Genomic DNA, 22,720 nt, shown 5'->3' with positions numbered 1-22,720 from the left:
CGGATGAGGGGGTTTTCAGCAGGCTCGGTGAACGGGGCGGGTATGCCGATTGCACCGTATTGTTGCAGGAAGGGGGGAGCGGATGAACATCATCGACAAGACGATGCATCTGTTGGAGCGATCGTTGGATCTCCGGGGGGCCCGGCAGAAGGTTATCGCGGCGAATATCGCGAACGAGGAGACGCCCCGATACCGTGCCACGGAGCTGAACTTCGGAGAAGCGTTAGCCTCGGCTCAGCGAGGCAAGCTTCCCATCACGCTGGTATCGACTCATCCCACCCACATCGGACCCAAGGGTGACGGCTTCCAACGGGTGACGGGACGGATTGAGGAAGTCGGGGCGGGAGATCTGCCGCTTGACGCGAATACCGTCAACATCGAGTTGGAAATGGCCAAGATGTCAGACAACGCCATGCAGTACAACACGGCGGCAACCATCATCAGCATGCGGTTCCGGTCGTTGTTGGCCGCGATCCGCGAAGGACGTTAACGCCCGGAATCCGGGCTTCAACCGCGAGGTGACCGATGGATATGACCGATAGTCTTGCTGTGTCGGTGTCGGCTCTGGATGCGCAACGGCACCGTTTGAACGTCATTGCGAGCAACCTGGCGAACGCCCAATCGACCAGGACGAGCGCCGGCGGGCCCTACCGGCGCCGCGACGTCGTGTTTCAATCCGCTCCTGTGGGAGGGGCCTTTCAGCGCGCACTGCGCCAGGCGGCGTCGGGACCCGGTGCGCATGCGCTGGACGGCGTCAAGGTGACGCGCGTGGTTGAGGACACCAAGCCCGGACAAACGGTCTACGACCCGCGCCATCCCGACGCCGACAAGAACGGCTACGTCAAGATGCCCAATGTGAACGTGATGGAGGAAATGGTCAATATGATCGGCGCTTCCCGCGCCTATGAAGCCAACGTGCAAGCCATCACCGCCGCGCGTACGATGTGGAATCGCGCGCTGGAGATCGGGAAATAGTCATGACAGACCTCAAACTCACGGGCATGAGCGTGCCTCGTCCGCCCGACGTCGCCGACATTCTTGCTCCGGGACAATCTGCGGAACCGGGCGCCACCTCGCAATTCATGGGCTCGCTCAAGGATGCGATCAGTTCCATCAATCAGGCCCAAAGCGGCGCCAGCAAGGCGGTTGAAGATTTGGTGACCGGGCAGTCGCAGAACATTCACCAAACGATGGTCGCTTTGCAACAGGCCGACGTGTCGTTTCAATTGATGATGCAGGTGCGCAATAAGCTGATCTCCGCTTACGAAGAAATTCAGCGCATGCAGATCTGACGACAGGCCCTCCGTACGCAGGCGTCCGGACTAAAGGATTGTTCTCGCTATGTTGCCGAACTTCAGCCAATTCACGATCAGCCAGCGCTTCATCATTCTCCTTGCCCTTGCCGGGTCCGTGGCCGGTCTGATTGCCGTCACATTGTGGACCCAACAGCCGGACATGCAGGTGCTCTTTGCCAACCTGGCGACGGATGACGCGGCATCGATCATCGACAAGCTCAAGGACGGCAAGGTGCCGTATGAGACCACCAACGGCGGCACGACCATCCTTGTGCCGAACGCGCAGGTGCATGACCTCAGGCTGGAATTGGCAAGCCAAGGACTGCCGCACGGCGGCGGTGTCGGCTATGAGATCTTCGACCGGTCGACGCTGGGCATGTCGGACTTTGTGCAAAAGCTCAACTATCGACGGGCGCTTCAGGGAGAATTGGCCAGAACCATCGCGCAAATGCCGGAGGTGGAGCGCGCGCGCGTGCACCTGGCGATGCCGGAACGAAAGCTCTTTGCAACGGAACAGGATCGACCCCGCGCCTCCGTGGTGATCGCCTTGCGGGCCAGTCAATCTCTGAGCCGCGCGCAAATCCAGGGTGTGGTTCACCTCGTCTCGAGCAGCGTGGAAGGGCTTCAAGCGCGTGACGTGACCGTCGTCGACGGGCATGGGAATTTGCTCTCGAACGTATCCACCGATGAAACGGCCGGTCTCTCCGGGACTCAGCTGGAATACCAGCGCACACTCGAGAAGGACATCGAATCCCGTATCCAGACGATGCTCGAAAAGATCGTCGGCCTGAACAAGGCCGTCGTGAGGGTGTCGAGTGTCTTGGATTTCCGCAAGATCGAAACGACCGAGGAGCGGTTCGACCCGAACGGGCAGGTGGTGCGAAGCGAGCAGCGGGGGCAGGAGAAATCCAGCGGCGTGAATGCCGCATCCGGCGGAGTGCCCGGCGTCGAATCGAACGTGCCGGGAGGCGCCGAAGGCGAGGGCGGCCAGACCAGCTCGAACAGTAATCAGACGAAGAACGAGACCGTGAACTACGAGATCAGCCGGACCGTGTCGCGCATCGTCGAACCGACCGGAACGATCAAGAAGTTGTCCGTCGCAGTACTCGTCGATGGCAGTTATGAAGCCGCGAAGGCCGCCGAGGGTGCCGCCGAGACGCCGAAGAAGTATGTGCCGCGGACCGAGGAGGAAATGAAGCGGTTCGAGGAGATCGTGAAGAAGGCCATGGGGTACTCTGCGGAGCGGCAAGACCAGGTCGAGGTGGTCAACGTGCAGTTCGGCTTTGCATCCGAAGAACCGGCCGGACCCGGCGTGGAAGCGGCGGTTGAATCGACGAAGATGTGGATGCCCTACGTGCGGTATGCGGTCGGTGGCGTGCTCTTCTTGCTCATTCTCTTCATGGTCGTCCGTCCGCTCTTGGGAATGCTGGCCGCTACGGCGGCACCGCCGATCCCGGCGGAGACTCCGACATTGCCGGCCTCGGTGGGCCAGGTGGAAGCCGCCATCGTCGGCAAGCAACCGGCCCAGATCCTGGAGATGGCCAAGAGCAACCCCGCCAACACGGCCGTCGTCGTGAAACAATGGCTGAAGAATAACGCATAGGCAGACTCCCTCTATGGCCAAACAACTGACCGGTGAGCAGAAAGCGGCGATTCTCCTGAGGGCGATCGGGGAGGAAGCCGCCGCGGTGGTGATGAAGTCGCTCGATCCGCGGGATATTCGCAAGCTCGGCACCTACATGCGCGACACGGCGAATATCACGAAGGAAGAGGAAGACAGCGTGATTACGGAATTCGAGAAGGCCAGCGCCTCCGGTGAGGTGGCGTTCGAGGGCAAGGAGTTCATGAAGGCCATCCTGATCAAGGCTCTCGGCCCCGAAAAGGCTACCCGCATGCTGGACTCCCTCAATACGAAGACCTATCCCGGCATCGATTCCCTGAAGTGGGTGGACGCAAAAACCGTTGCCCAGCTGATGCGAGCGGAGCATCCGCAGACGATTGCGGTCTGCCTGGCGCAGATGGAGGCCGAGCAGGCCGGTCCGGTCCTGGGTTTGCTGCCGGATCAGCTGCGGAACGACGTGGCGATCCGATTGGCGACGATGCAGGAAGTACAGCCGGAAGTCTTGACCGAGTTGAGTGACAGTCTGCAGGAAGTCCTGTCCGCCACGACCGGCACTTCCAGCATGACGGTCGGCGGGCCTGAGCTGATGGCGGATATCCTGACTCGCCTCGACAAGAACACCGAAGGCTCGATCATGGCCAAGATTACGGAGCGTGATCAGGCCTTGGCCGACAGCATTCGCGCCCTGATGTTCGTCTTCGACGACCTCGTGAAGCTGGAAGATCGGGCCATGCAGGAGCTGATGAAAGAAATCAGCAAGGAGGATCTGCCGATCGCTTTGCGGGGGTCTTCGCCGGAGATTCGGGACAAGTTTCTCAAAAACATGTCCAGCCGTGCGGCCGAGATGCTCAAGGAGGATATGGAAACGCGCGGGCCAGTCAAGGTAGCCGACGTGGAAAAATCCCAGCAGAACATCCTCAAGGTGTGCCGCAAGCTGGAAGAGGAAGGACGAATCGTCATCGCCGGCGCCGGCGGAGAGGAGATGATGTAAATGGGGACCGTGTCGGCCGGATTTCAAGCGCATCCGGCCCTTTCCGGCGTGCCGGAAAAAGAGCTGACTCCCAGGGCGATCCTCGTCGTCGACGACGAGGAGGCGATTCGTGATCTGCTCGCGGAAATGTTGCGCAGCACGGGACATCTGGTCTGTACCGCCGGGAATGCTCAAGAAGCGATGGCCCAATTGCGTCGCGAACCGGTGGCGATTCTCATCACGGATGTCCAACTGCCGGGAACGGACGGCATTACGATTTTGCAGCAAGCCCTGGAATATGATTCGCGGATTCTCGGAATCGTGATGACCGGATACGGGAACGTCGAGACGGCTGTGCGAGCGATGAAGGCCGGAGCGTCGGATTTTCTGAGCAAGCCGTTCCAGAACGATTTCGTGCAATTGACGGTCACGCGGCTGCTCGAGCTCTACCGCCTGCGCCAGGAAAATACGGTTCTGAAGAACACACTGATCCGATCCGGCAATATCAAGCTGCGATCCGTTCCGTTGGCCGATTTCGGACGAGGCAATTCGCCGGTGGGCGAGGACGGCCTGACGGATTTCGAACGCGGTGTCATGGAGGGCGAGCGGAAAGTGACGGAACGTGTGGCCGGCCAGCGGCAACGAGAACAGGGGCTGGTGTCCTCCGTGGTCGGCAAGCTTGAAGAGACGTGGCGTGGGTTGGTCGATACGGTGGAAGAGGAAGTGGCTTCCCTGGCATTCCTGATCGCCCAGAAAGTGATTCACGAGGCTGTGGCCGAGAAGCGTGAAGTGATCGTGACGCAAGTGAAGACAGCCCTGTCGCACCTTCATGAGAGCGGCTTGGTCCGTGTCCGCGTGCATCCGTCTGATCTGCCCCATCTGGAAGCGATACGGGCATCCCTCGCGCAGGCGCCCCACGGGCTGCTGACCGTGAAGCTGGAGAGCGATCCGTCTGTGACACCGGGCGGCTGCATGGTCCAAACCGCCAGTCTCCTGATCGACGCGACCTTGGATACGCAACTGTTGCGTTTAGGCGAAGCCCTTCGAAAGCGAGAAGCCGGTGAAGCTGCGTGACCGTCTAGAACAGGTCGAACCGCTTTCCGTTACCGGACGCGTGGCGCAAGCGGTCGGGATCGTGATCGAGGCCTCCGGGCCGTTCACTTCCGTCGGGGAAATCTGTGAGATCACCCGGGAAGACGGTCATGGGACCGTCATGGCCGAAGTCGTGGGATTTCGTGAAGAACGCGTGCTGCTGATGCCTTTGGGGGAAATGCAGGGGATCGGGCCTGGTAGCCGCGTTGTCATGAAAGGGCACGCGGCCTCCGTGCCGGTCGGCCCGCAGGTGTTGGGCCGCATCCTGGATGGATTGGGGAATCCGCTCGACGGTCTTCCGCCGTTGCGCTCGGATCTGCGCTATCCGCTCCATGCCGTGCCGTTGAACCCGTTGCATCGGACCCGCATTACACAGCCGATCGACTTGGGGATTCGCTCGATCAATTCGCTTCTGACCTGCGGGCAGGGGCAAAAGATCGGGGTCTTTGCCGGATCCGGCGTGGGGAAGAGCGTGTTGCTCGGCATGATCAGCCGTTACACGAGGGCGGACGTTCGCGTCATTGCCTTGATCGGCGAGCGGGGCCGTGAGGTGAAGGAATTCCTGGAGCGGGATATGACGCCCGAAACCAGAGAATGTTCGGTGGTCGTAGTGGCCACGTCGGACCAGCCTCCCTTGGTGCGTATCCGTGGTGCCTTGGTGGCGACGGCCATTGCGGAATATTTTCGGGACTGCGGCAAGCAAGTCCTGCTGATGATGGATTCCCTGTCACGGTTGGCCTACAGCCAACGCGAAGTCGGACTGGCCATCGGAGAGCCGCCGACGACCAAGGGGTACACCCCATCGGTGTTCGCCGTCTTGCCCAAGCTGCTCGAACGGGTCGGTACCGCACAAAGCGGCGGGGCGATTACGGGGCTGTATACCGTGCTGGTCGACGGAGACGATCTCAACGACCCGGTGGCGGATGCGGTGCGGTCGATCCTCGATGGGCATATCGTGCTCTCGCGCGAACTGGCGGCGCGCAACCATTTCCCCGCGATCGATATCATGCAGAGCACAAGCCGTGTAATGCGGGACGTCGTGTCGCCGACACACTATGCCGCAGCGCGGCTGGTGGTGGAACGGACGGCGTTGTATCGACGATCTGAGGATCTGATCACGTTGGGTGCCTACAAACCCGGGACGAGCAAGGAGTTGGACAAGGCCGTGGCGGCACACGACGATATCACCCAGTTTCTCCGGCAGGAGATCCAGCAGCCCGTCGGCTATGCGAAGTCGGTGGAAGAGCTGCTCCAGTTGGCTCAGAAGATCCAATGAAAGTGGACGTGCTGCGGGCCTACGCCCTTCAAGTCGAGCAGGTGGCGAAACTGGAATTGGCCGAGCTCGCGGAGGCGCTCAGGACGGCTGAAGAACATGTTGCGTTGCAAGGTCGGCGGGCTGACGAGGCGGCCGAACGCTATCTTTCTCAAGCCCGGAGCGGAAGCACGGTCGATGAGTTGAGCGGTCGTTTGGGGGATATGGACGCCTCCTTGTCGGCCAAAGCCGCTGCGGAGCAGGCCCGGGCGGTGATGCATGGGCGGTGGATGACGAAGCGGGACGAGGTGCTCGAAGCCTCTCGGTACAGAAAGAAGCTTGATATTTTGCACGAGCGGGCGTTGCGAGACTTGCGCCGTCGAATCGACCAGGCTGACCAGCGGTTGATCGACGATCGGAGTTGGGGACGGAAGGCCGCGAGGTAGGGGACTCAGGATCATGGCGAGTGAAGTGTCAGAGCTAGCGACCGGTCAGAGAAGGCACGCAGGGATGATGCGGGGCAGGGCAGGGGTTCTTGCTGCGGCGCTGTTCTCGCTGGCTGGCATGCTCAACCCATTGCCTCAAGCATCAGGCTCAGAATCCGCCGCCACCGGTGGCAAGCCGATTGAAGGCGGGGCGGGTGATTCCGGCCAAGGGGAGTCGAATGCGACTCCGAAGGAGGGCGGCGCGCACGGCACAGAGGCGCCGGCCATCCATGGTCCCGCCACGTCGGCTCCCCGTGAGATCCTGGACATGCTCGAACAGCGCAGGCGTGTACTCGATAAACGGGAGGCGGCATTGCGTGGCGCGGAGACCCACCTTCTCGAACTCAAAGCCGAGCTCGAACAAATCGTGACGCGGTACGAGAAGACGGCCGAGGGTCAGAAGCGGCGCAGCGAAGCCGCTGCCAAGGTCGAGGCCGACCGTAAGGCCAAGGAAGAGAAGGTCGCGGCGGATACCCGCAATGTGAGCCAGGCTCAGCTCGCGAAAATCTACGAGGCAATGCCGCCGGAAGAGGCCGCATCGCGTATCGAGCGCATGCCGGAGCGCAAGGCTATCGAACTTCTCCGTCTCCTGAAAGGCAAGTCGGCCGGGGCGATTCTGGCCGCTGTGCGGCCGGAACGCGCCGCACATCTCACCGAACAGTTGCTCAACGCTCCCTGATCGTTCCCATCTCACGTGCGGCACGGCAAGTTTTGCCGCCGACTCCCTGCAGAATCTTCCTCTCGCTCTATGCTCCGATCTTGTTCGTTTTCAAACAGGCGACTGACGGCAGGATTTCGTTCGAGGGCCGTTGGCACGCCGTTTGTAAAGTCTCTCCGGTGAAGAGCTGAAATCGTTCATCGAGAGAGTGCGATACCATGACACCAACATCACAGCAGGCAGTCACGACATCGGTCCAACAGACACGTTTGCCTCTTCCTGACTTCAATGCCCGCGTCGATACTCCAGACGAGTCGCTACAGCAAAGCGGCTTCGGCAGGGTGTTGGAACAGGCGAAAGCCGGGGCGAACCGTGGCCGCGAACGGGCTGACGGCGCCATCGCCGCCCATCACCAGCACAATTCCGGTTCCAAAGAAGCGCAGGACGCGCATCGGGCCTCGCGGTCAGGGCGTCGCGCTGACGCGTCTCATGAGGCTAGCAAGCCGGAACGAAGCCGACGGGATGAGCCGATCGAGGCGCGACGCCAGGATGAGCGCGATGAGGACGCGCCCGCAGAGAAAGAGAACTCTTCGCCGGATGCGCAGACCGTGAGTCTGGCGGCTGCAAACGCCCAGCCCAAGCAGGAGCAACAGAGCGCCCCCGTCGATGCGCCGGATGACAAGGCAGGGCCCAGCGAGTCCGCAAACGAAGCGATGCCTACTGAGGCTTCCGTCACGCCGCTTGCAAATGGACAGCAGGTCCTCACAGCCCAAGCGCTGAAAGCTCAAGGAAACGCGCAGGCGCCGGGCCAGGATGCCGCTTCAGCGACGGCACTGCCTCAACAGGGCGAGGGTGCGGAAGCGACCAAGGAGAATGTCGCGGCGGTTTCCCCATCGATGGAAAAGCAGTCGGAGGAGAAGGATGGAGAGTCCTCCCTGCTGTCGAAAGTGACCGACTTATTGATGCAGGCTGATCGAAAGATTCAGGAGCTCAAGGATGCCATGTCATCGTCTCCTGCGTCGAGCAACCAGGACGTTGAGCTGTCTTTCGCCGAATTCAGGGCCGAAACGGCCCACTGGACCTCGGGAGACTCGTCTTCGGGCGAGACATCCAGGCAATTCGACATGACTTCGCAGGCCGAGCAGTCGAAGACCACGGGAGCAGCCGGACCTCCGTCGGGCCCTCAAGCGAGCTTCGGCCACACGATGGTGGAAGCCGGGACAAACGGGACGGCTGCTTCATCCGCGACGGGAAACGGGGAGCCCCGGAGCCTGTCCGCTCCTCAGGCCACGAGCACGGTGCGTCAGCCCGAGGATGCGTCGCCGCTGCCGCAAACGTTCAAGAGTGTCACCGTTGATCTCGATCCACTGGATATGGGGCCGTTGCGGGTCAGGGTCATGATGGCAGAGCAGACGGTCCATACCCACATTCGGACCGAGCATGGTGTATTGGGCCAAGGGTTAGTGCAGCAGGGACACCAGTTGGAATCGTCTCTGCGGACTACGGGATTGGAAATGGGCTTTCTCCGTGTGACGGTCGATCAGCAACAACAAGGACGGGGTGACGCCGGGACTGGGTACCAGCGGCCCGGACAGACCGCCGGCCGCGCGGTGGAGGGGAGCGCAGGAAAGGTCGAGGAGGCCGACGGCCCGCCGACTCCGCGTCAGGTGGGAAACGGCCGCATGAGTTACTTCGCGTAAGGGGAGGACCTATGGATATCAGCAATGCCATCACACAGACGAGCAGTACGACCTCCGCATCGAGCACCACTGCGGCCGACGGCCAGAAGGCCTTGGGGCAGGCCGATTTCTTAAAGCTCTTGGTCACACAATTGCAGAATCAAGATCCCCTGAAGCCGATGGAAAATACCGACTTCATCGCCCAGACGGCGCAGTTCAGCCAGATCGAACAGCTGACGAAGTTGGTGAGCTTGACGGAGCAGAGTGTGCAATTGCAGCAGGCGGCGCAGGGACAAACGCCTTCACAGCAGACACAGTCCACGACGAAGACTGCGTAGCGAGGCCATGATGTCGACGCTCTGATAGGAGCGGCCGACCGGAGGAGGAACGCACGATGGGTATTCTGACGTCCATGTTTACCGCAGTTACGGGGCTGAGCTCCTATGGGAATGCCATGGGAGTCATCGGTAACAATATCGCCAATGTCGGTACGGCCGGATTCAAATCGAGCCGTGCGACGTTCTCGGATTTGATCTCTGCCAGCCTCACCGGCGGATCAGGCAGCGATCAGATCGGCTTGGGCGTGTTCATGAACGACGTGCAACGGAACTTCTCGCAAGGTTCCATGACCACGACGGGCAACACGTTCGACCTGGCGATCGACGGGAACGGGTTTTACTTGATGCACGATTCCGCCGGGGCCACCTACTATTCCCGGGCGGGACAGTTCAAGGTCAACAACCAGGGACAGGTGGTGGATGCCGCCGGCTTTCTGTTGCAGGGGTACCAAGCTGATACGAACGGCAATATCACCAGCACAGTCGGCAACATCACGTTGAACACGACGGCGTTTGCGCCGAAGTCTACGACCACGGCAAACATCGTCGCCAACCTCAATGCGAACGCCACTGCTCCGTCGACTGCGTTCAGCGCGACCGACCCGACGACGTACAACTTCTCGAACGGCGTGACGTTCTACGATTCATTGGGCAACGCGCACCAGTTGGAGATGTTTTTCCGGAAATCGTCGACGGCCTTGACCTGGAACGTCTACTCGAGGGTCGACAGCGGCGCGGCAACGGCGCGCACCGACTTGGTCTTTACGGCGGCCGGAGCCCTCTCGACCGGCGGCTCGCAAGCGATGGCCCTGACCATCCCCGGCGGAGCCACGACGCCGCAGACAGTGACCGTGGATTTCACCGGCATGACCCAGTATGGGTCCCCGTCAGGCGTGATCAGTCAGACGCAGAACGGATACGCGTCCGGCACCTTGGAACGGATCAGCGTCGACAAGACCGGACAGGTCGTGGCGCAGTTCACGAACGGTCAGACGCACGCCTTGGCGCAGATCGTCCTGAACCGGTTTATCAATCCGGACGGGTTGGTGAACTCGGGAGACAACCACTACCTCGAGTCGGTCGAATCCGGCAGCGCCTTGGCCGGCGCGCCGACGACGAACGGTTTGGGTAGCGTCGTATCAGGCGCGGTCGAGCAGTCGAACGTCGACCTGGGGAAGGAATTCGTCGACATGATCATCACGCAGCGGGCGTTCCAGGCCAACTCGCGGGCCATCACGACCAGCGATGAGATGCTGCAAGAGTTGGTGAACCTCAAACGGTAAGCCTCGCCACTCGCCCGGGCGGCTCCCCTGAGTCGCCCGGGTCTTCACTGGATACTTTTTGCCTAGTCCTGCTTTCTCGAGCCGCGCGCTCTCTCTGATTCTTTCTCGTCAAGTTTCTGTCGGTCTCCCGTTTCGGCCCGTCACCGAGCTGACGTCAGCCAGCGGCAAATCATCAGGTCCTGCATGTCTATTCGAGCGCTCAGAATAAAATCCCTGGTTTTCTGAGGACCTGACGCAACGACAGGATGCGAATCGCCGCGTCCAGCGCGTCTCGAGGTGGCACATGCATTGCAGTCCTGGTCAGTTCTGGCAATTAGCGTCTGCAGGAGGACCATTATGGCAGAAGCAGCACAAGAGAAAGTCGCGGCACCGGCAGGCGTCCCCATGAAGATGGTGATCATTCTTCTCGCAGGGATGCTCGTTCTGATGCTCGGGGGCGCGTTCGTCATGATCAAGATGATGGGGGGCGGAGGCGGTGGGGGACATGCGGCCGAAGAGAGCAAGGCCGAGGGTGCCTCCGACAAGGGCGGCCACGGAGATGGGGGGAAGGGCGGTCACGGGGGAGGAGCCAGCCCCGGTGCTATCGCGGACTTGGATCCCTTCATCGTCAATCTCGCCGATTCACCGGAGATCCGGTACTTGAAGATCAGCATCAAGCTCGAGGTCGACAGTCCGGAGACGGTGGAAGAGATCAAGAATCGCACGCCTCAGATCCGCGACAGCATTTTGGTGCTGCTGACGAGCAAGGACTCGACGACGATCCGGGCTCCTCAGGGGAAGGCGCAGCTGCGCGACGAGGTCACACAGCGTGTCAACGGCGTGTTGCCCCGTCGATCGGTCAAGTCGGCGTACTTCACGGACTTCGTCATTCAGTAACCCGGAGCAGTCGGCTGGCGCCATGGACAAGATACTCTCGCAGGAAGAAATCGATGCCCTGATGAGCGGGGTGGTGTCGGGCGAAGTCGACACCACGCCCAAGGAGGAGGAGGATCCGTCGGGGGTCAAGTCCTATAGCCTGACGAATCAAGAACGCATCATTCGTGGGCGTATGCCCACGATGGAGATGATCAACGACCGGTTCACCAGGCAGCAATCCGTGTCCTGGTCGTCTCTGTTGCACGAAAAAGTCGAGTTCAGCGTGGTCGGCACACAGATCATGAAATTCGGCGACTTCATCAAGAAGGTGCCGCTTCCTTCGTCCTTCAACGTGTTCATGATGGAGCCGCTCAGAGGGAACGGCCTCTATGTCATGGATGCTTCGCTGGTCTATTTGATCGTCGATTTCTTTTTCGGCGGGCGGGCGCAGACACATGTCAAACCGGAGGGACGCGAGTTCACCACGATCCAAGTGCGGTTGATCAAGAAGGTGGTCAAGCAAGCGCTGGCCGACCTGGAAAAGGCCTGGCAGGCCGTGATGCAGGTCAAGATCGGCTATACGCGGACCGAGAGCAATCCTCAGTTTGCGATGGTCGTCACCGCGACGGAGATCGTGGTGGTGGTGACGCTGCAGGTGGTCGTCGGCGAAGCCTCACGCGATATGTTCATCGCCTATCCCTATTCGATGCTCGAGCCCATCAAAGAAAAACTGTACTCCGGTCTCTTCGCGGACAACGTGGAACAGGACAGCAGTTGGGGCAGCCGATTCAAGGAATCGTTGCAGGATTGTCCCGTTACGATGACCGTGCAGTTGGGCACCGCGAGGATCAACGTGCAGGACCTGCTCAATTTTACTCCCGGCGACGTGTTGATGCTGGATCAGCACCCGGGAGATCCGTTGCTCTGTCTCGTGGAAGGCGACGCGAAGTTCCATGGGCAGCCGGGCGTCTTCAAAGGTAATCATGCCTGTCGCGTAACCAAGGTGTTGAGCTAATCCGACGCAGGAAGAGGAGAGTCGTCCATGGCCAATGGAGATGCAACCGCAGGATCTGGTGCAGTCGGAGGCGCTGACGCCGGAGGAACTCCGCAGGCGACGTCGTTCCCGACGATGGATACCACCCCCGCCATTCCTGGAAACAAAAACATCGATTTCGTGCTCGACATTCCCCTCCAGGTGACCGTGCAGATCGGGTCGACCCGCATGCTGATCCGCGAATTGCTTCAGTTGGGGCAGGGGTCGGTCATCGAGCTGAATAAATTGGCAGGCGAGCCGATGGAAGTTCTTGTCAACAACAAGCTGGTCGCGCGGGGCGAAGTGGTGGTTGTGAATGAAAAGTTCGGCATCCGCCTGACCGACGTCGTCAGCACCAATCAGCGCATTCAGCAATTGGGATAATCGATGCGCCCAGGGTTCCGACCCGGGCCTGTGGAGCCGGCTGAAATTCCATGGATGTTTGGGAAAGTGCAATACGGATGGCCTCGGCGCTCGGAGTGGTGCTGGCCCTTGTCCTGGGGCTGTTGGCGCTCCTGCGCTCGCGATTCGGCCGCCGCTTCCTGATTCAGGACGGATCATCGCTGATCCGAGTGGTGGGCAGCGGAGCCATCGCTCCCCGCAAACATGTGGTACTGGTCGCCGTCGGCGGGGAAGTCTTGATCGTCGGGACGACCCCCACCGAGATGGTCTCCCTGGGCCGCATCACCGATCCCGCACAGGTCTCGACGTTGTTGGAGAAGGCCGCTGAGCGGCCTGTGCCGCTCGGGCTGTTCGGCATGGCGGTGGCGGGCCACGAGGACAAACATGTCGGGTAAAGCAAGAACCGGTGCGGAGCGAGGGGCGGCGACCCGCGTTCGCGGGCTGGCCGGTATCCTCATGGGCCTACTCGCCATCCTGCTCATCCATTCGGTTCATGCGGCCGAGGCGGCGCAGGGGCCGTCCCTCACGATCGACTTAGGGGAGGGCGGCACCAAACAAACAGCGGTGGTGCTTCAGATCCTGGCGCTGCTGACCGTGCTGTCGCTCGCGCCGGCGGTCTTCATCATGGTGACCTCCTTCACCAGGATGGTCATCGTGTTGTCATTTCTGCGGCAGGCCATGGGGACGCAACAGGTTCCCCCGAACCAGGTACTGGTGAGCCTGGCCCTGTTCCTGACCATGTTCGTCATGGCACCGGTCGGGCAGGCGGTTTACAAGGACGCCATCCAACCGCTGATCGCCGAGCAGATCGGCTACGAGGAGGCCTGGAATCGGGGTATTCAACCCATCCGTGGTTTCATGCTCAAGCAGATGCGGGACAAGGATCTTGAGCTGTTCATGGAATTGGCGCACACGCCCAAGCCCGCCAGCGTCGATCAGGTCCCGACCCACGTCGTGATTCCGGCCTTCGTGTTGAGCGAACTCCGGATCGCGTTCCAAATCGGTTTTCTCATTTACATCCCGTTCTTGATCGTCGACATGGTGGTCGCCAGCGTCTTGATGTCGATGGGCATGATGCTGCTGCCGCCGGTGGTGATTTCGTTACCGTTCAAGCTGATTCTGTTCGTGCTGGCTGACGGATGGTATCTGGTCGTCGGATCCATGGTGAAGAGCTTTCAATAAAGGAGCGGCGTTATGACTCCGGAGATGGTTACCCAGATCGGTCGACAGGCCATTGAAACGGCCATCGTGGTGTCCGCGCCCGTGCTCGGGCTGAGTCTCATCGTGGGGCTCGCCGTCAGCACGTTCCAGGCAATGACGCAGATCAACGAAGCCACGCTCTCGTTCGTGCCGAAGGTCTTGGCGGTGTTCGCCGCGACGATCCTGTTCCTGCCCTGGATGATGGGCGAGCTGATCAGCTTCATGACGCAATTGATCACGCGCATTCCGGAACTGATCCACTGACTCGGGATTTGCGGACGATGAATGTGACGCAGGCGATCCATCTGGCCCTTCCGCAGTTTCAATCGTTCAGCATCCTCGTGGTGAGGATTGCGGGGATCATCAGCGTGTTTCCGATTTTGAACACGAAGACGATCCCGGCTCCCGTGAAGGCGGGTTTGGTGACGATGCTGGGCCTGGTGCTTACCCCGATCATTCAGCTGCCGAAGTTTCCGGAGGATCCCATGTTCGTGATCGCTGGGGTCATGAGTGAATTCCTGGTGGGACTGACGATCGGGTTGGCAGTCCGCCTGCTGTTTGCCGGGTTTCAAGTCGCCGGTGAATTGGTGGGGAGTGAAATGGGGTTCAGTGTCATTCAGTTGCTCGATCCCACCACTCAACAGAACACCCCCTTGATTTCACAATTTCAAATGACGTTGGGGTCCCTGGTGTTTCTTTCGATCAACGCCCATGTACTTGTCGTGCATGCCATCGGACTGAGCTACGAACTGGTGCCGCCGTTCGCGGCGCACCTGTCCGATAGCCTGGCCCAGGACATCATCCAGTTGGCGCAAAACATGCTCGGCGTCGCCCTCAAAATGGCGGCGCCGGTCTTCGTCACCTTGCTGATCGTCAACACGATCCTGTCGATACTGGGGCGGGCGGTGCCGCAGATGAATGTCTTTGCCTTGAGTTTTCCGATCACGATCTCGGCAGGCCTGTTTGCGATGGGGTTGGCGTTGCCTTACACGGTGTCCCTGTTCGAGCACGAATTCACGACGATGATCGAGCACATGCTCGGATTGATGAACCTCTTGGGTCATGGCTGAAAACGCAGCGGATCGTACAGAACAGGCAACACCCAAACGGAAAGCGGATGCGCGCCGCAAGGGACAGATCGCGTTCAGCCGCGATGCGATGATGGCGGTCGGCCTCCTGGGCAGCCTCGGGGCCCTGTCCTGGTTTGCGCCCGCGCTGGTGGAGAACCTCAAGGGCGCCTTGCAAGGGTGGTTGCTGAAGGCGATGCAGGAGTCCTCTCAGCGCGCATTGACTTTGGACCATGTGCATCTCATCCTGCGCCAGATCGGCCTGGATGTCTTCATGATTCTGGCGCCGCTCATCGGCGGGATCGCGGTGATCGGCATCAGCGCCAACGTCATGCAGACAGGGCTGTTGTGGCGTCAGGACGCCATGTCCCTGGATTTCTCCCGCATCAATCCGCTCTCGGGTTTCTCCCGCCTCTTCTCGTTCCGCGCCGTCACCGAACTGATGAAATCATGGATCAAGATTTTCGCCATCGGCGGCATGGGCTACTTGGCGATCCGGGGTGACCTCGACCAGCTTCCGGCTTTGAGCCAGTACGGCGTGCAGCCGCTCCTGCTCACCGTCGGCAGCGAACTCATGAAAGCGTCCCTGATGATGGGTGGGGCTGCAGCGGCCATCGGTGCGATGGACTACGCCTACCAGCGCTACGAATGGGAGCGCAGCCTGCGGATGTCAAAAGAAGAGATCAAGGAAGAACACCGGTCGGCGGAGGGTGATCCGCAACTCCGGTCCAAAGTGCGTTCGATGCAAAAAGAACTGGCTCGGAAACGCATGATGGCGGCGGTGCCCAAAGCCGACGTGATCGTCACCAACCCGACTCACCTGGCGGTGGCGCTTCGATACGATCCCAAGACGATGGGAGCGCCGGTCGTGGTGGCGAAGGGCGCCGGGTTCGTGGCTGAAAAGATCCGGGAGATCGGCCGCCACCATGGCGTGATGATCGTGGAAAACAAGCTGGTCGCCAGGACCCTCTATAAGCTGGTGGAGGTCGGGCATCAGGTGCCGGAAGATCTCTACCGCGCGGTCGCCGAGATCCTGGCGTTCGTGTATCGCGTGCGCGGAAAACTGCCGCAAGCGTAACGGGAGTAGAACGGCAATCCTATGGCTGCAGAGAACAAGTCCATACCGAGTACGTCGATCATCAAGCACCCGGACATTCTAATGTCAGTCGGTGTCGTGGCCATGCTGATGGTCATGCTGTTGCCCCTGCCGCGGTTCTTTCTCGACCTTCTGCTCAGCTTCAACATCACACTCTCGATCATCATTCTGCTCGTGGGTATGCAGGTGCGGAGGCCGCTCGAGTTTTCGGTCTTCCCGTCCATTCTGCTGATGGTAACCCTGCTGCGGTTGTCGCTCAACATCGCATCGACGCGGCTGATTCTCCTGCACGGCTCGGAGGGTGTCGCCGCGGCCGGCGAAGTCATTCGAGCTTTCGGAAATTTCGTGGTCGGCGGGAATTATACCGTCGGTCTGATCGTCTTTCTGATTCTGGTCATCATCAACTTCGTCGTGATCACCAAAGGTGCCGGGCGCGTGGCCGAAGTGTCCGCCCGGTTCACCTTGGACGCCATGCCCGGCAAGCAGATGAGCATCGATGCCGATCTCAATGCCGGTTTGATCAACGAGTCGGAGGCGCGGCACCGGCGGAAGCAGATTGCGGAGGAAGCGGATTTCTACGGCGCCATGGACGGTGCGAGCAAGTTTGTGCGCGGTGATGCGGTGGCGGCCATCGTGATTACCGCCGTCAACATCCTTGGTGGCTTGACCATCGGTGTGCTCCAGCAAGGAATGACGTTGGCTGCGGCGGCGCAAACCTACACGCTGTTGACGGTCGGTGAGGGGTTGGTGGCGCAGGTGCCGGCTCTGATCGTGTCTACGGCAACCGGTATCGTGATCACTCGCGCGGCCTCCGAAGTCGATCTCGGATTCGAAATCACCAGGCAGGTCTTGATTTCGCCCAAAGCCGTCGGGACGGCGGCCGGGATTCTCTTGGCCTTGGGACTGGTACCGGGTCTTCCACATGTCGCGTTCTTGATGCTCGGCGGCACCGCAGCCTACGTCGCGTATCTGCTCAACGAGCGACAGAAAGCGGAGGAGGCCCCTGCGGCGCAGCCGGCTCCGACCGCCAAGACCGAGGAAGCCACGCCGCAGGTCGTTCCGCTGGATCTGATGGAAGTGCAGGTGGGCTATGGATTGATCGGCTTGGTGGAGGCTGCAAGCGGAGGCGGATTGTTGGAGCGCATTAAGGGCTTGCGACGACAATTTGCCGAACAGATGGGATTTATTTTGCCGCCGATCCACATTCGGGACAACCTTCAACTCAGGCCGAACGAGTACGCGGTTCTCCTGAAGGGTGTGGAGATCGCCAAATCGGAAGTGATGCCGGCCCACGTCTTGGCGATCGACCCGGGAACGGCGCAACGCGGAGCCGTACACGGGCTGCCGACCAAGGAGCCTGCCTTCGGGTTGCCGGCGCTCTGGGTACCGGAGCAAGCGCGGGAACAGGCGCAGATGGCGGGTTACACGGTGGTGGATCCTGGCGCCGCTATCGCCACGCACCTCTCGGAACTGATCAAGCGGCATGCGCATGAATTGCTCGGTCGTCAGGAGGCGCAGTCGCTGTTGGATCAACTGGCGAAGATCCATCCGAAGCTGGTCGAGGAAGTGATTCCGGGAATGATTCCTCTGGGATCACTGGTTCGAATTCTGGCGCAGCTCTTGCGAGAAGGTGTGCCCATTCGCGATTTGCGTTCGATTATGGAAACGATTGCAGACCACGCGACGACCACGAAGGACCCGGAAATTTTGACCGAGGTGGCACGTCAGAGCCTGGGACGGACGATTACCCGGCAATATCTTGCGCCCGACGGCACGCTACCGATCATCGGGCTCGATCCCCGGCTGGATCGGACTTTGGCGGACCAAGCCAATTCGGCCCCGCAGGGTACGCAGTGGGCACCGGACCCGCAGATATCGCAAAAACTGGTGGCGGCGCTCAAGCAGGCGGCCGAACGCATGGTCGGCCGTGGGCATCAACCGGTCATCCTCTGTTCACCCTCGCTCAGGCGGCATCTTCGGAAACTGACGGACCGCATCCTCCATTCGGTGCCGGTGCTCGGTCTGAACGAGGTCGACAGCGTCATTCGTCTCCAGGCGCTGGAGACCGTTCGGCTCGACCTTGAAGTGGTTGAGAGCAGGAGCTTGGCATGAACGTCAGGACCTTCCACGTCAGGTCGATGCACGATGCGATCCGCGAGATCAAGGACACGCTCGGACCGGACGCGGTCATTCTGTCGACGAAGCGGGTTCGGTCATGGGGCAACGGCTTCGGTCTCCTGGGCGGCACCATGCTGGAGGTTGTGGCGGCCAGCGATGAGGAGGCTTTGGCGGCCGACCTGTCCATGGCGGAGGCTGAGGCAACTGAAGTCGGCAGCGGACTTCGAAGCGATGCCGGGTCCGCCGCCCAGAAGACGAATTTCGAGCAGACCTTGCATGGAGCCATGACGGAAAGTGTGGCGCCGCGCCAGCCTCGTCCCACGCCTCCGGCGAGCGGTCAGGTTCGCAAGACCCAGGAGGTTCCCGCCAGGAGTGCCGTGCTGAAGCCGTTGGGCCGCGGCGTCGACACGTTCGAGCGGGTCTATGAGGATCTTTTGTCGCATGGCGTCGAGGCTGGAACGGCGGACCAATGCCTCCGGGAACTCCAGTCCACGTTGGTGGAACCGGGGCAAACCGGGAGGACGTCGTCGCTCCAACTGCTGCGCACGGTGTTGCTGTCTCGGATTTCGACGGTGGGTCCGCTGCTTTCGGCCGGCGGAGAGCAGAAAGTAGCCCTGTTCGTCGGACCAAGCGGCGTCGGCAAGACCTCGACGATCGCAAAATTGGCCACTCACTATGGGCTGGTGGAACAGCGCAGCGTGGGCCTGATCACGATGGATACCTTCCGGCCGGCGGCCGTCGAACAGTTGCGCCTCTATGCGGAGGTGCTCGGGATTGAATTGTCTGTGGCGGGGACGGCGGAGCAGGTGCGGGCGGCGATTGAAGAACATCGAGAGGCGGAACTCATTCTCATCGATACCCCCGGGTTCGTGCCTTACCAGTCCTTGGCGGACCAACGGTGGCGTGGAGTGATCGGTCTCGGATATCCGCTCGAAATCCATCTGGTGATGTCGGCCGGGACCAGGGTGCCCGATCTCGTCGCCATGGCGTCGAACTGCATCGATCTTCCGGCTTTGCGATTGCTGTTTACGAAGCTGGATGAGACCAGGGGATACGGCGGAATTTTCGAAACGACCCATCGGACGGGTCTGCCGCTGTCCTATTGGGGAATCGGGCAGCGGGTACCGGACGATCTGGTTCAGGCGCACGTCGATCGTTTAGGCGATCTTCTGCTCGGCGGTTCCCTGCGGGCACCCGGCATGATTGGGTTGGGGCAGGGCGAAGGACAACCGGATGCCGGCCTGGTATTCGGGAGCAAGGGGCGATAACTCGGAGTGCGATAGGACAGGGAGGCAACACCACACCATGCAACAAGGCATGCTGGACCAGCAAGTACGGGAACAGGATAGTGGAGCGGCCGCCTCTCGCACGCAAGTCATTACAGTGACCAGCGGCAAGGGTGGGGTCGGCAAGACCAACGTCGTCGCGAATACCGCCATTGCTTTGGCTCAGAGCGGGAAACGGGTTTTGGTACTCGACGCGGATCTGGGGTTGGGCAATATCGACATCTTGTTGGGACTCACGCCGAAATACACGCTCGAGCATGTGCTGAACAAGGTCTGCCGGCTCGAGGACATCGCGCTGAAGGGGCCTTCCGGCATCATGGTGCTCCCTGCCAGCTCGGGAATCCCCCGACTCACGAGCCTGACGGAAACGGAACAGCTCTTGCTTCAGGAAGAGCTGGAGCGGCTGGCCTCGGCAATGGATGTCCTCTTGATCGATACGGGAGCGGGGATTTCGTCGACGGTCACCTATTTTGCCGCGGCTGCTCAGTCGATCATCGTAGTGGTATCTCCGGAGCCGACCTCGTTGACGGATGCCTATGCCTTGATGAAGGTCATGTTGCGGCAATATCGGGAGCGTCGGTTTCACGTCCTCGTGAACATGGCGAAATCGCCCAAAGAGGCGGCCCAAGTGTTCGCGAAACTCGAGACTGCGGTGAGCCGCTTCCTGCACGTTTCATTGGATTATCTCGGCTGCATCCCGCTGGATGACTATGTGCCGTTGGCCGTGACGCATCAACGCGCCGTGATCGATGAGTTTCCCCATACGAGAGTCAGCCGGTCCTTCCGCGACCTGGCCGGGGCCGTCGGTCGGCTGACTCCTCCTGCATTGCCGAAGGGCACGGTGCAGTTCCTGTGGCAGCAGTTGCTGTCGGCGCACGGATGAAAGGACGACTGACCCCATGGACGGACGCAAAGGCAGCTCGACCGGCAGTGCGGTAAAAAAGCCCATTCTGGAGTCCGATCGGGAGCGGGTGATTCAGGAATTTGCCCACGTGGTGAAAGCCATGGCGCATCGGCTGGCGTTCCGCTTACCGGCTTACCTGGATGCGGAGGATCTGGTCTCCGTCGGCATTATCGGCCTCATGGATGCGATGGACAAGTATGATCCCAAACGCGAGGCGAAATTCAAAACCTATGCGGAGTTTCGGATTCGCGGGGCCATGCTCGATGAAATCCGGTCCATGGATTGGATTCCCCGTTCCGTGCACGAACGCATCACCTTGCTCCAAAAAACCTATACGGAACTGTTGAATCGCTTGGGCCATCCCCCGACGGACCAGGAAGTGGCGTCGGAACTGCGGATGTCCCAGGAAGAATTGGATGACTTCCTGACCCGATCGCGCGGTGCCGTCGTGATCAGTTTGGACGACCTCGGTGTCCAGGATCCTGACGGGCATACCGTGCTGAGCGTTTTGACGGATCCCAATCAGCCGGACCCCTTGTCCGTCTTGGTGAACGATCGAGAGCGTAAGGTGCTGGAAAGTGCCATCCAGGAGCTTCCGGAGAAGGAACGGACGGTCTTGTCCCTGTATTACTTCGAAGAGTTGACCATGAAGGAAATCGGGCAGGCTCTTAAGGTGACTGAATCCCGGGTCTGCCAAATTCACTCGAAAGCGATCCTCCACCTCAAGGCCAGGCTTCACCCGGTCGACGCCTAGCGGCAACAATGCCGATGGGCGGTTTCTAGGTGATCGCGCCCGTTGTGCTCCGTTAGTACCGAGCGGATCTTCTCGATCGTACCCCTCACGTCCCAGTCTTCAGTTTCCCTCTCCGCATTCCGATATTTCATCTGCCAAGGGCTGAAGGGTTTACGGGCGTTCTATCCCGGTCCGCATCATGATCAGAGATACCGCTTGCATGGATAGTAAGGTCACACGCAGCTTCCAGCCATCCGATCCCGCCGATCAGGGGGGCGGTCGCTCTTCCGGTGGTCGGGGGCATATCATCACCTTTGGACAGGGGGTCGGAGGACCGTACTCTACTCCGCTCGATTCCACACGCCTGGGTATGGTGGCGTCGGTTATGTTGGTGGCCGGAGGCTTGTATTGGATTAGTGCGACAGGCCTGCTGACCGCCTCGGCGTTGCAAGCGTTTTCGCCCATGATGTGGGGGGTGGGCATGGTCCTGGTCGCGGCGGTGGCCGTGGTGGTGTACCGGGGAACCCGTTCAGGCAAGCCTCAGGGGACAGCCCGCTATGCCGGCGGTGAAACGAATGCCGCGATCCAGACGACCTACGACGCAGTCACGGGTCTGCCGACCCAGCGGTTGTTCCTGTCGCTGTTGAATCAAGCGGTGCCCCGAGCCCATAAGCAGAACCATCAGGTGGCGCTGCTGCTCGTCGAGATGGATCACTTTTCTCTCTCGACCGAGTTGCAGGGCCAGATGAATATCAACTTGATCTATCGCGTGCAGGCCGCCCGGGTGAAAAGCGCCCTCCGCAGCACTGATACGGTGGCGAGGCTCGCCGACCGCACCTTCGCGGTGTTGCTGGACCAAATCGGCTCCACGGATCAGGTCATCTCCATTGCGAGTAAAATGCAGGGTACCGTGTCGCTGCCATTTACAGTGGAAGGCCACGAAGTGTTTCTCACCAGTCGCATCGGCATCAGCCTGTCCAGCCAAGACGGCATGGACGCAGCCGGCTTGCTCCGTGCCGCGAGCGAAGCGGTCGGAAAAGCCAGGGCCGAAGGCCACTCTGTCTATGGCCTGCAGGGAAGCGTGGCTGCACCACAGGCCTCCGCGTCCGTCGCTGGTTCTTCCTCCCGCGCGTCAGTCTGATCGAATCTCACCGTCATCAAGGCCCCTTGTCAGCTTGTCCTCGGATGGGCTGCTATTCTCCGTTCGTCGGTCCCGACGCCGCTAGGCAGGCCTTTCCGTCAGCCCGGTAAAGTCTGCCTGGTTCTCTCTCCCGGTCACGATCCGCCCAGCATGATTTTCCCATCTCTGATCCGCGCCGCAGGCCGCACCGCAGGTAATAACGCCAGTTGAAG

23 protein-coding genes and 2 pseudogenes are annotated in these 22,720 nt (G+C 60.7%); all 25 read left to right on the top strand.

The window, feature by feature from the left end; genetic code table 11:
• The first annotated feature begins 82 nt into the window (after positions 1-82).
• The 25 genes and pseudogenes from flgB to KF814_13800 all read left to right on the top strand — a co-directional run bounded on the left by flgB (position 83) and on the right by KF814_13800 (position 22,508).
• Positions 83-490, top strand: coding sequence for a flagellar basal body rod protein FlgB (gene flgB, locus KF814_13920; GenBank protein ID MBX3237242.1), 408 nt, complete (start codon positions 83-85; stop codon positions 488-490).
• Between the two features lie 35 nt (positions 491-525).
• The gene (gene flgC, locus KF814_13915) at positions 526-975 is read left to right on the top strand and encodes a flagellar basal body rod protein FlgC (protein MBX3237241.1); all 450 of its coding nucleotides are present in this window, start codon (positions 526-528) and stop codon (positions 973-975) included.
• A 2-nt stretch (positions 976-977) separates the two neighbouring features.
• Positions 978-1,292 carry a flagellar hook-basal body complex protein FliE gene (gene fliE, locus KF814_13910; protein MBX3237240.1) on the top strand — a complete coding sequence of 105 codons (315 nt, stop codon included), beginning with the start codon at positions 978-980 and terminating at the stop codon, positions 1,290-1,292.
• 49 nt (positions 1,293-1,341) lie between these two features.
• On the top strand, positions 1,342-2,898 hold the full coding sequence (gene fliF / locus KF814_13905; GenBank protein ID MBX3237239.1) for a flagellar M-ring protein FliF: 1,557 nt from the start codon (positions 1,342-1,344) through the stop codon (positions 2,896-2,898).
• Between the two features lie 13 nt (positions 2,899-2,911).
• The gene (gene fliG, locus KF814_13900) at positions 2,912-3,907 is read left to right on the top strand and encodes a flagellar motor switch protein FliG (GenBank protein ID MBX3237238.1); all 996 of its coding nucleotides are present in this window, start codon (positions 2,912-2,914) and stop codon (positions 3,905-3,907) included.
• Positions 3,908-4,960, top strand: a complete 1,053-nt coding sequence (locus KF814_13895; protein ID MBX3237237.1) for a response regulator — start codon at positions 3,908-3,910, stop codon at positions 4,958-4,960.
• Positions 4,947-6,254 carry a FliI/YscN family ATPase gene (locus tag KF814_13890; protein ID MBX3237236.1) on the top strand — a complete coding sequence of 436 codons (1,308 nt, stop codon included), beginning with the start codon at positions 4,947-4,949 and terminating at the stop codon, positions 6,252-6,254. The genes KF814_13895 and KF814_13890 overlap by 14 nt, the downstream gene beginning before the upstream one ends.
• Positions 6,251-6,676: a flagellar FliJ family protein gene (locus KF814_13885; protein MBX3237235.1), complete on the top strand. Its 426-nt coding sequence runs from the start codon at positions 6,251-6,253 to the stop codon at positions 6,674-6,676. Before KF814_13890 ends, KF814_13885 begins: the two co-directional genes overlap by 4 nt.
• A 64-nt stretch (positions 6,677-6,740) precedes the next feature.
• On the top strand, positions 6,741-7,394 hold the full coding sequence (locus KF814_13880) for a hypothetical protein (GenBank protein MBX3237234.1): 654 nt from the start codon (positions 6,741-6,743) through the stop codon (positions 7,392-7,394).
• 197 nt (positions 7,395-7,591) lie between these two features.
• A complete protein-coding gene (locus KF814_13875; protein ID MBX3237233.1) occupies positions 7,592-9,073 on the top strand; it encodes a flagellar hook-length control protein FliK in 1,482 nt (493 codons plus the stop codon).
• Positions 9,074-9,084: 11 nt separating this feature from the next.
• The gene (locus KF814_13870) at positions 9,085-9,390 is read left to right on the top strand and encodes a hypothetical protein (protein ID MBX3237232.1); all 306 of its coding nucleotides are present in this window, start codon (positions 9,085-9,087) and stop codon (positions 9,388-9,390) included.
• Positions 9,391-9,446: 56 nt separating this feature from the next.
• The gene (locus KF814_13865; GenBank protein ID MBX3237231.1) at positions 9,447-10,673 is read left to right on the top strand and encodes a flagellar hook protein FlgE; all 1,227 of its coding nucleotides are present in this window, start codon (positions 9,447-9,449) and stop codon (positions 10,671-10,673) included.
• Between the two features lie 336 nt (positions 10,674-11,009).
• Positions 11,010-11,549 (top strand): flagellar basal body-associated FliL family protein, encoded by a 540-nt coding sequence (locus tag KF814_13860; protein MBX3237230.1) that lies wholly within the window; start codon positions 11,010-11,012, stop codon positions 11,547-11,549.
• Positions 11,550-11,571: 22 nt separating this feature from the next.
• Positions 11,572-12,543: a flagellar motor switch protein FliM gene (gene fliM / locus KF814_13855; protein MBX3237229.1), complete on the top strand. Its 972-nt coding sequence runs from the start codon at positions 11,572-11,574 to the stop codon at positions 12,541-12,543.
• A 99-nt stretch (positions 12,544-12,642) separates the two neighbouring features.
• Positions 12,643-12,945, top strand: a pseudogene (gene fliN / locus KF814_13850) (flagellar motor switch protein FliN).
• Between the two features lie 50 nt (positions 12,946-12,995).
• Positions 12,996-13,358, top strand: a complete 363-nt coding sequence (locus KF814_13845; protein ID MBX3237228.1) for a flagellar biosynthetic protein FliO — start codon at positions 12,996-12,998, stop codon at positions 13,356-13,358.
• Between the two features lie 118 nt (positions 13,359-13,476).
• Positions 13,477-14,145, top strand: a pseudogene (gene fliP / locus KF814_13840) (flagellar type III secretion system pore protein FliP).
• A 12-nt stretch (positions 14,146-14,157) separates the two neighbouring features.
• Complete coding sequence (fliQ, locus tag KF814_13835) at positions 14,158-14,427, top strand: flagellar biosynthesis protein FliQ (protein MBX3237227.1); 270 nt, start codon at positions 14,158-14,160, stop codon at positions 14,425-14,427.
• 17 nt (positions 14,428-14,444) lie between these two features.
• The gene (gene fliR / locus KF814_13830) at positions 14,445-15,233 is read left to right on the top strand and encodes a flagellar biosynthetic protein FliR (protein ID MBX3237226.1); all 789 of its coding nucleotides are present in this window, start codon (positions 14,445-14,447) and stop codon (positions 15,231-15,233) included.
• A complete protein-coding gene (flhB, locus tag KF814_13825; GenBank protein ID MBX3237225.1) occupies positions 15,226-16,308 on the top strand; it encodes a flagellar biosynthesis protein FlhB in 1,083 nt (360 codons plus the stop codon). The genes fliR and flhB overlap by 8 nt, the downstream gene beginning before the upstream one ends.
• Before the next feature lie 21 nt (positions 16,309-16,329).
• Positions 16,330-18,438: a flagellar biosynthesis protein FlhA gene (gene flhA / locus KF814_13820; GenBank protein ID MBX3237224.1), complete on the top strand. Its 2,109-nt coding sequence runs from the start codon at positions 16,330-16,332 to the stop codon at positions 18,436-18,438.
• Complete coding sequence (gene flhF, locus KF814_13815; GenBank protein MBX3237223.1) at positions 18,435-19,712, top strand: flagellar biosynthesis protein FlhF; 1,278 nt, start codon at positions 18,435-18,437, stop codon at positions 19,710-19,712. Before flhA ends, flhF begins: the two co-directional genes overlap by 4 nt.
• Positions 19,713-19,749: 37 nt before the next feature.
• Positions 19,750-20,613, top strand: coding sequence for a MinD/ParA family protein (locus KF814_13810; GenBank protein ID MBX3237222.1), 864 nt, complete (start codon positions 19,750-19,752; stop codon positions 20,611-20,613).
• A gap of 16 nt (positions 20,614-20,629) precedes the next feature.
• On the top strand, positions 20,630-21,388 hold the full coding sequence (locus tag KF814_13805) for a FliA/WhiG family RNA polymerase sigma factor (GenBank protein MBX3237221.1): 759 nt from the start codon (positions 20,630-20,632) through the stop codon (positions 21,386-21,388).
• Between the two features lie 199 nt (positions 21,389-21,587).
• Positions 21,588-22,508: a GGDEF domain-containing protein gene (locus tag KF814_13800; protein MBX3237220.1), complete on the top strand. Its 921-nt coding sequence runs from the start codon at positions 21,588-21,590 to the stop codon at positions 22,506-22,508.
• Positions 22,509-22,720: the final 212 nt, after the last annotated feature.

The organism is Nitrospiraceae bacterium (assembly GCA_019637075.1).
Classification (GTDB): domain Bacteria; phylum Nitrospirota; class Nitrospiria; order Nitrospirales; family Nitrospiraceae; genus JAHBWI01.
This window is presented reverse-complemented; position numbering and strand designations above follow the sequence as displayed.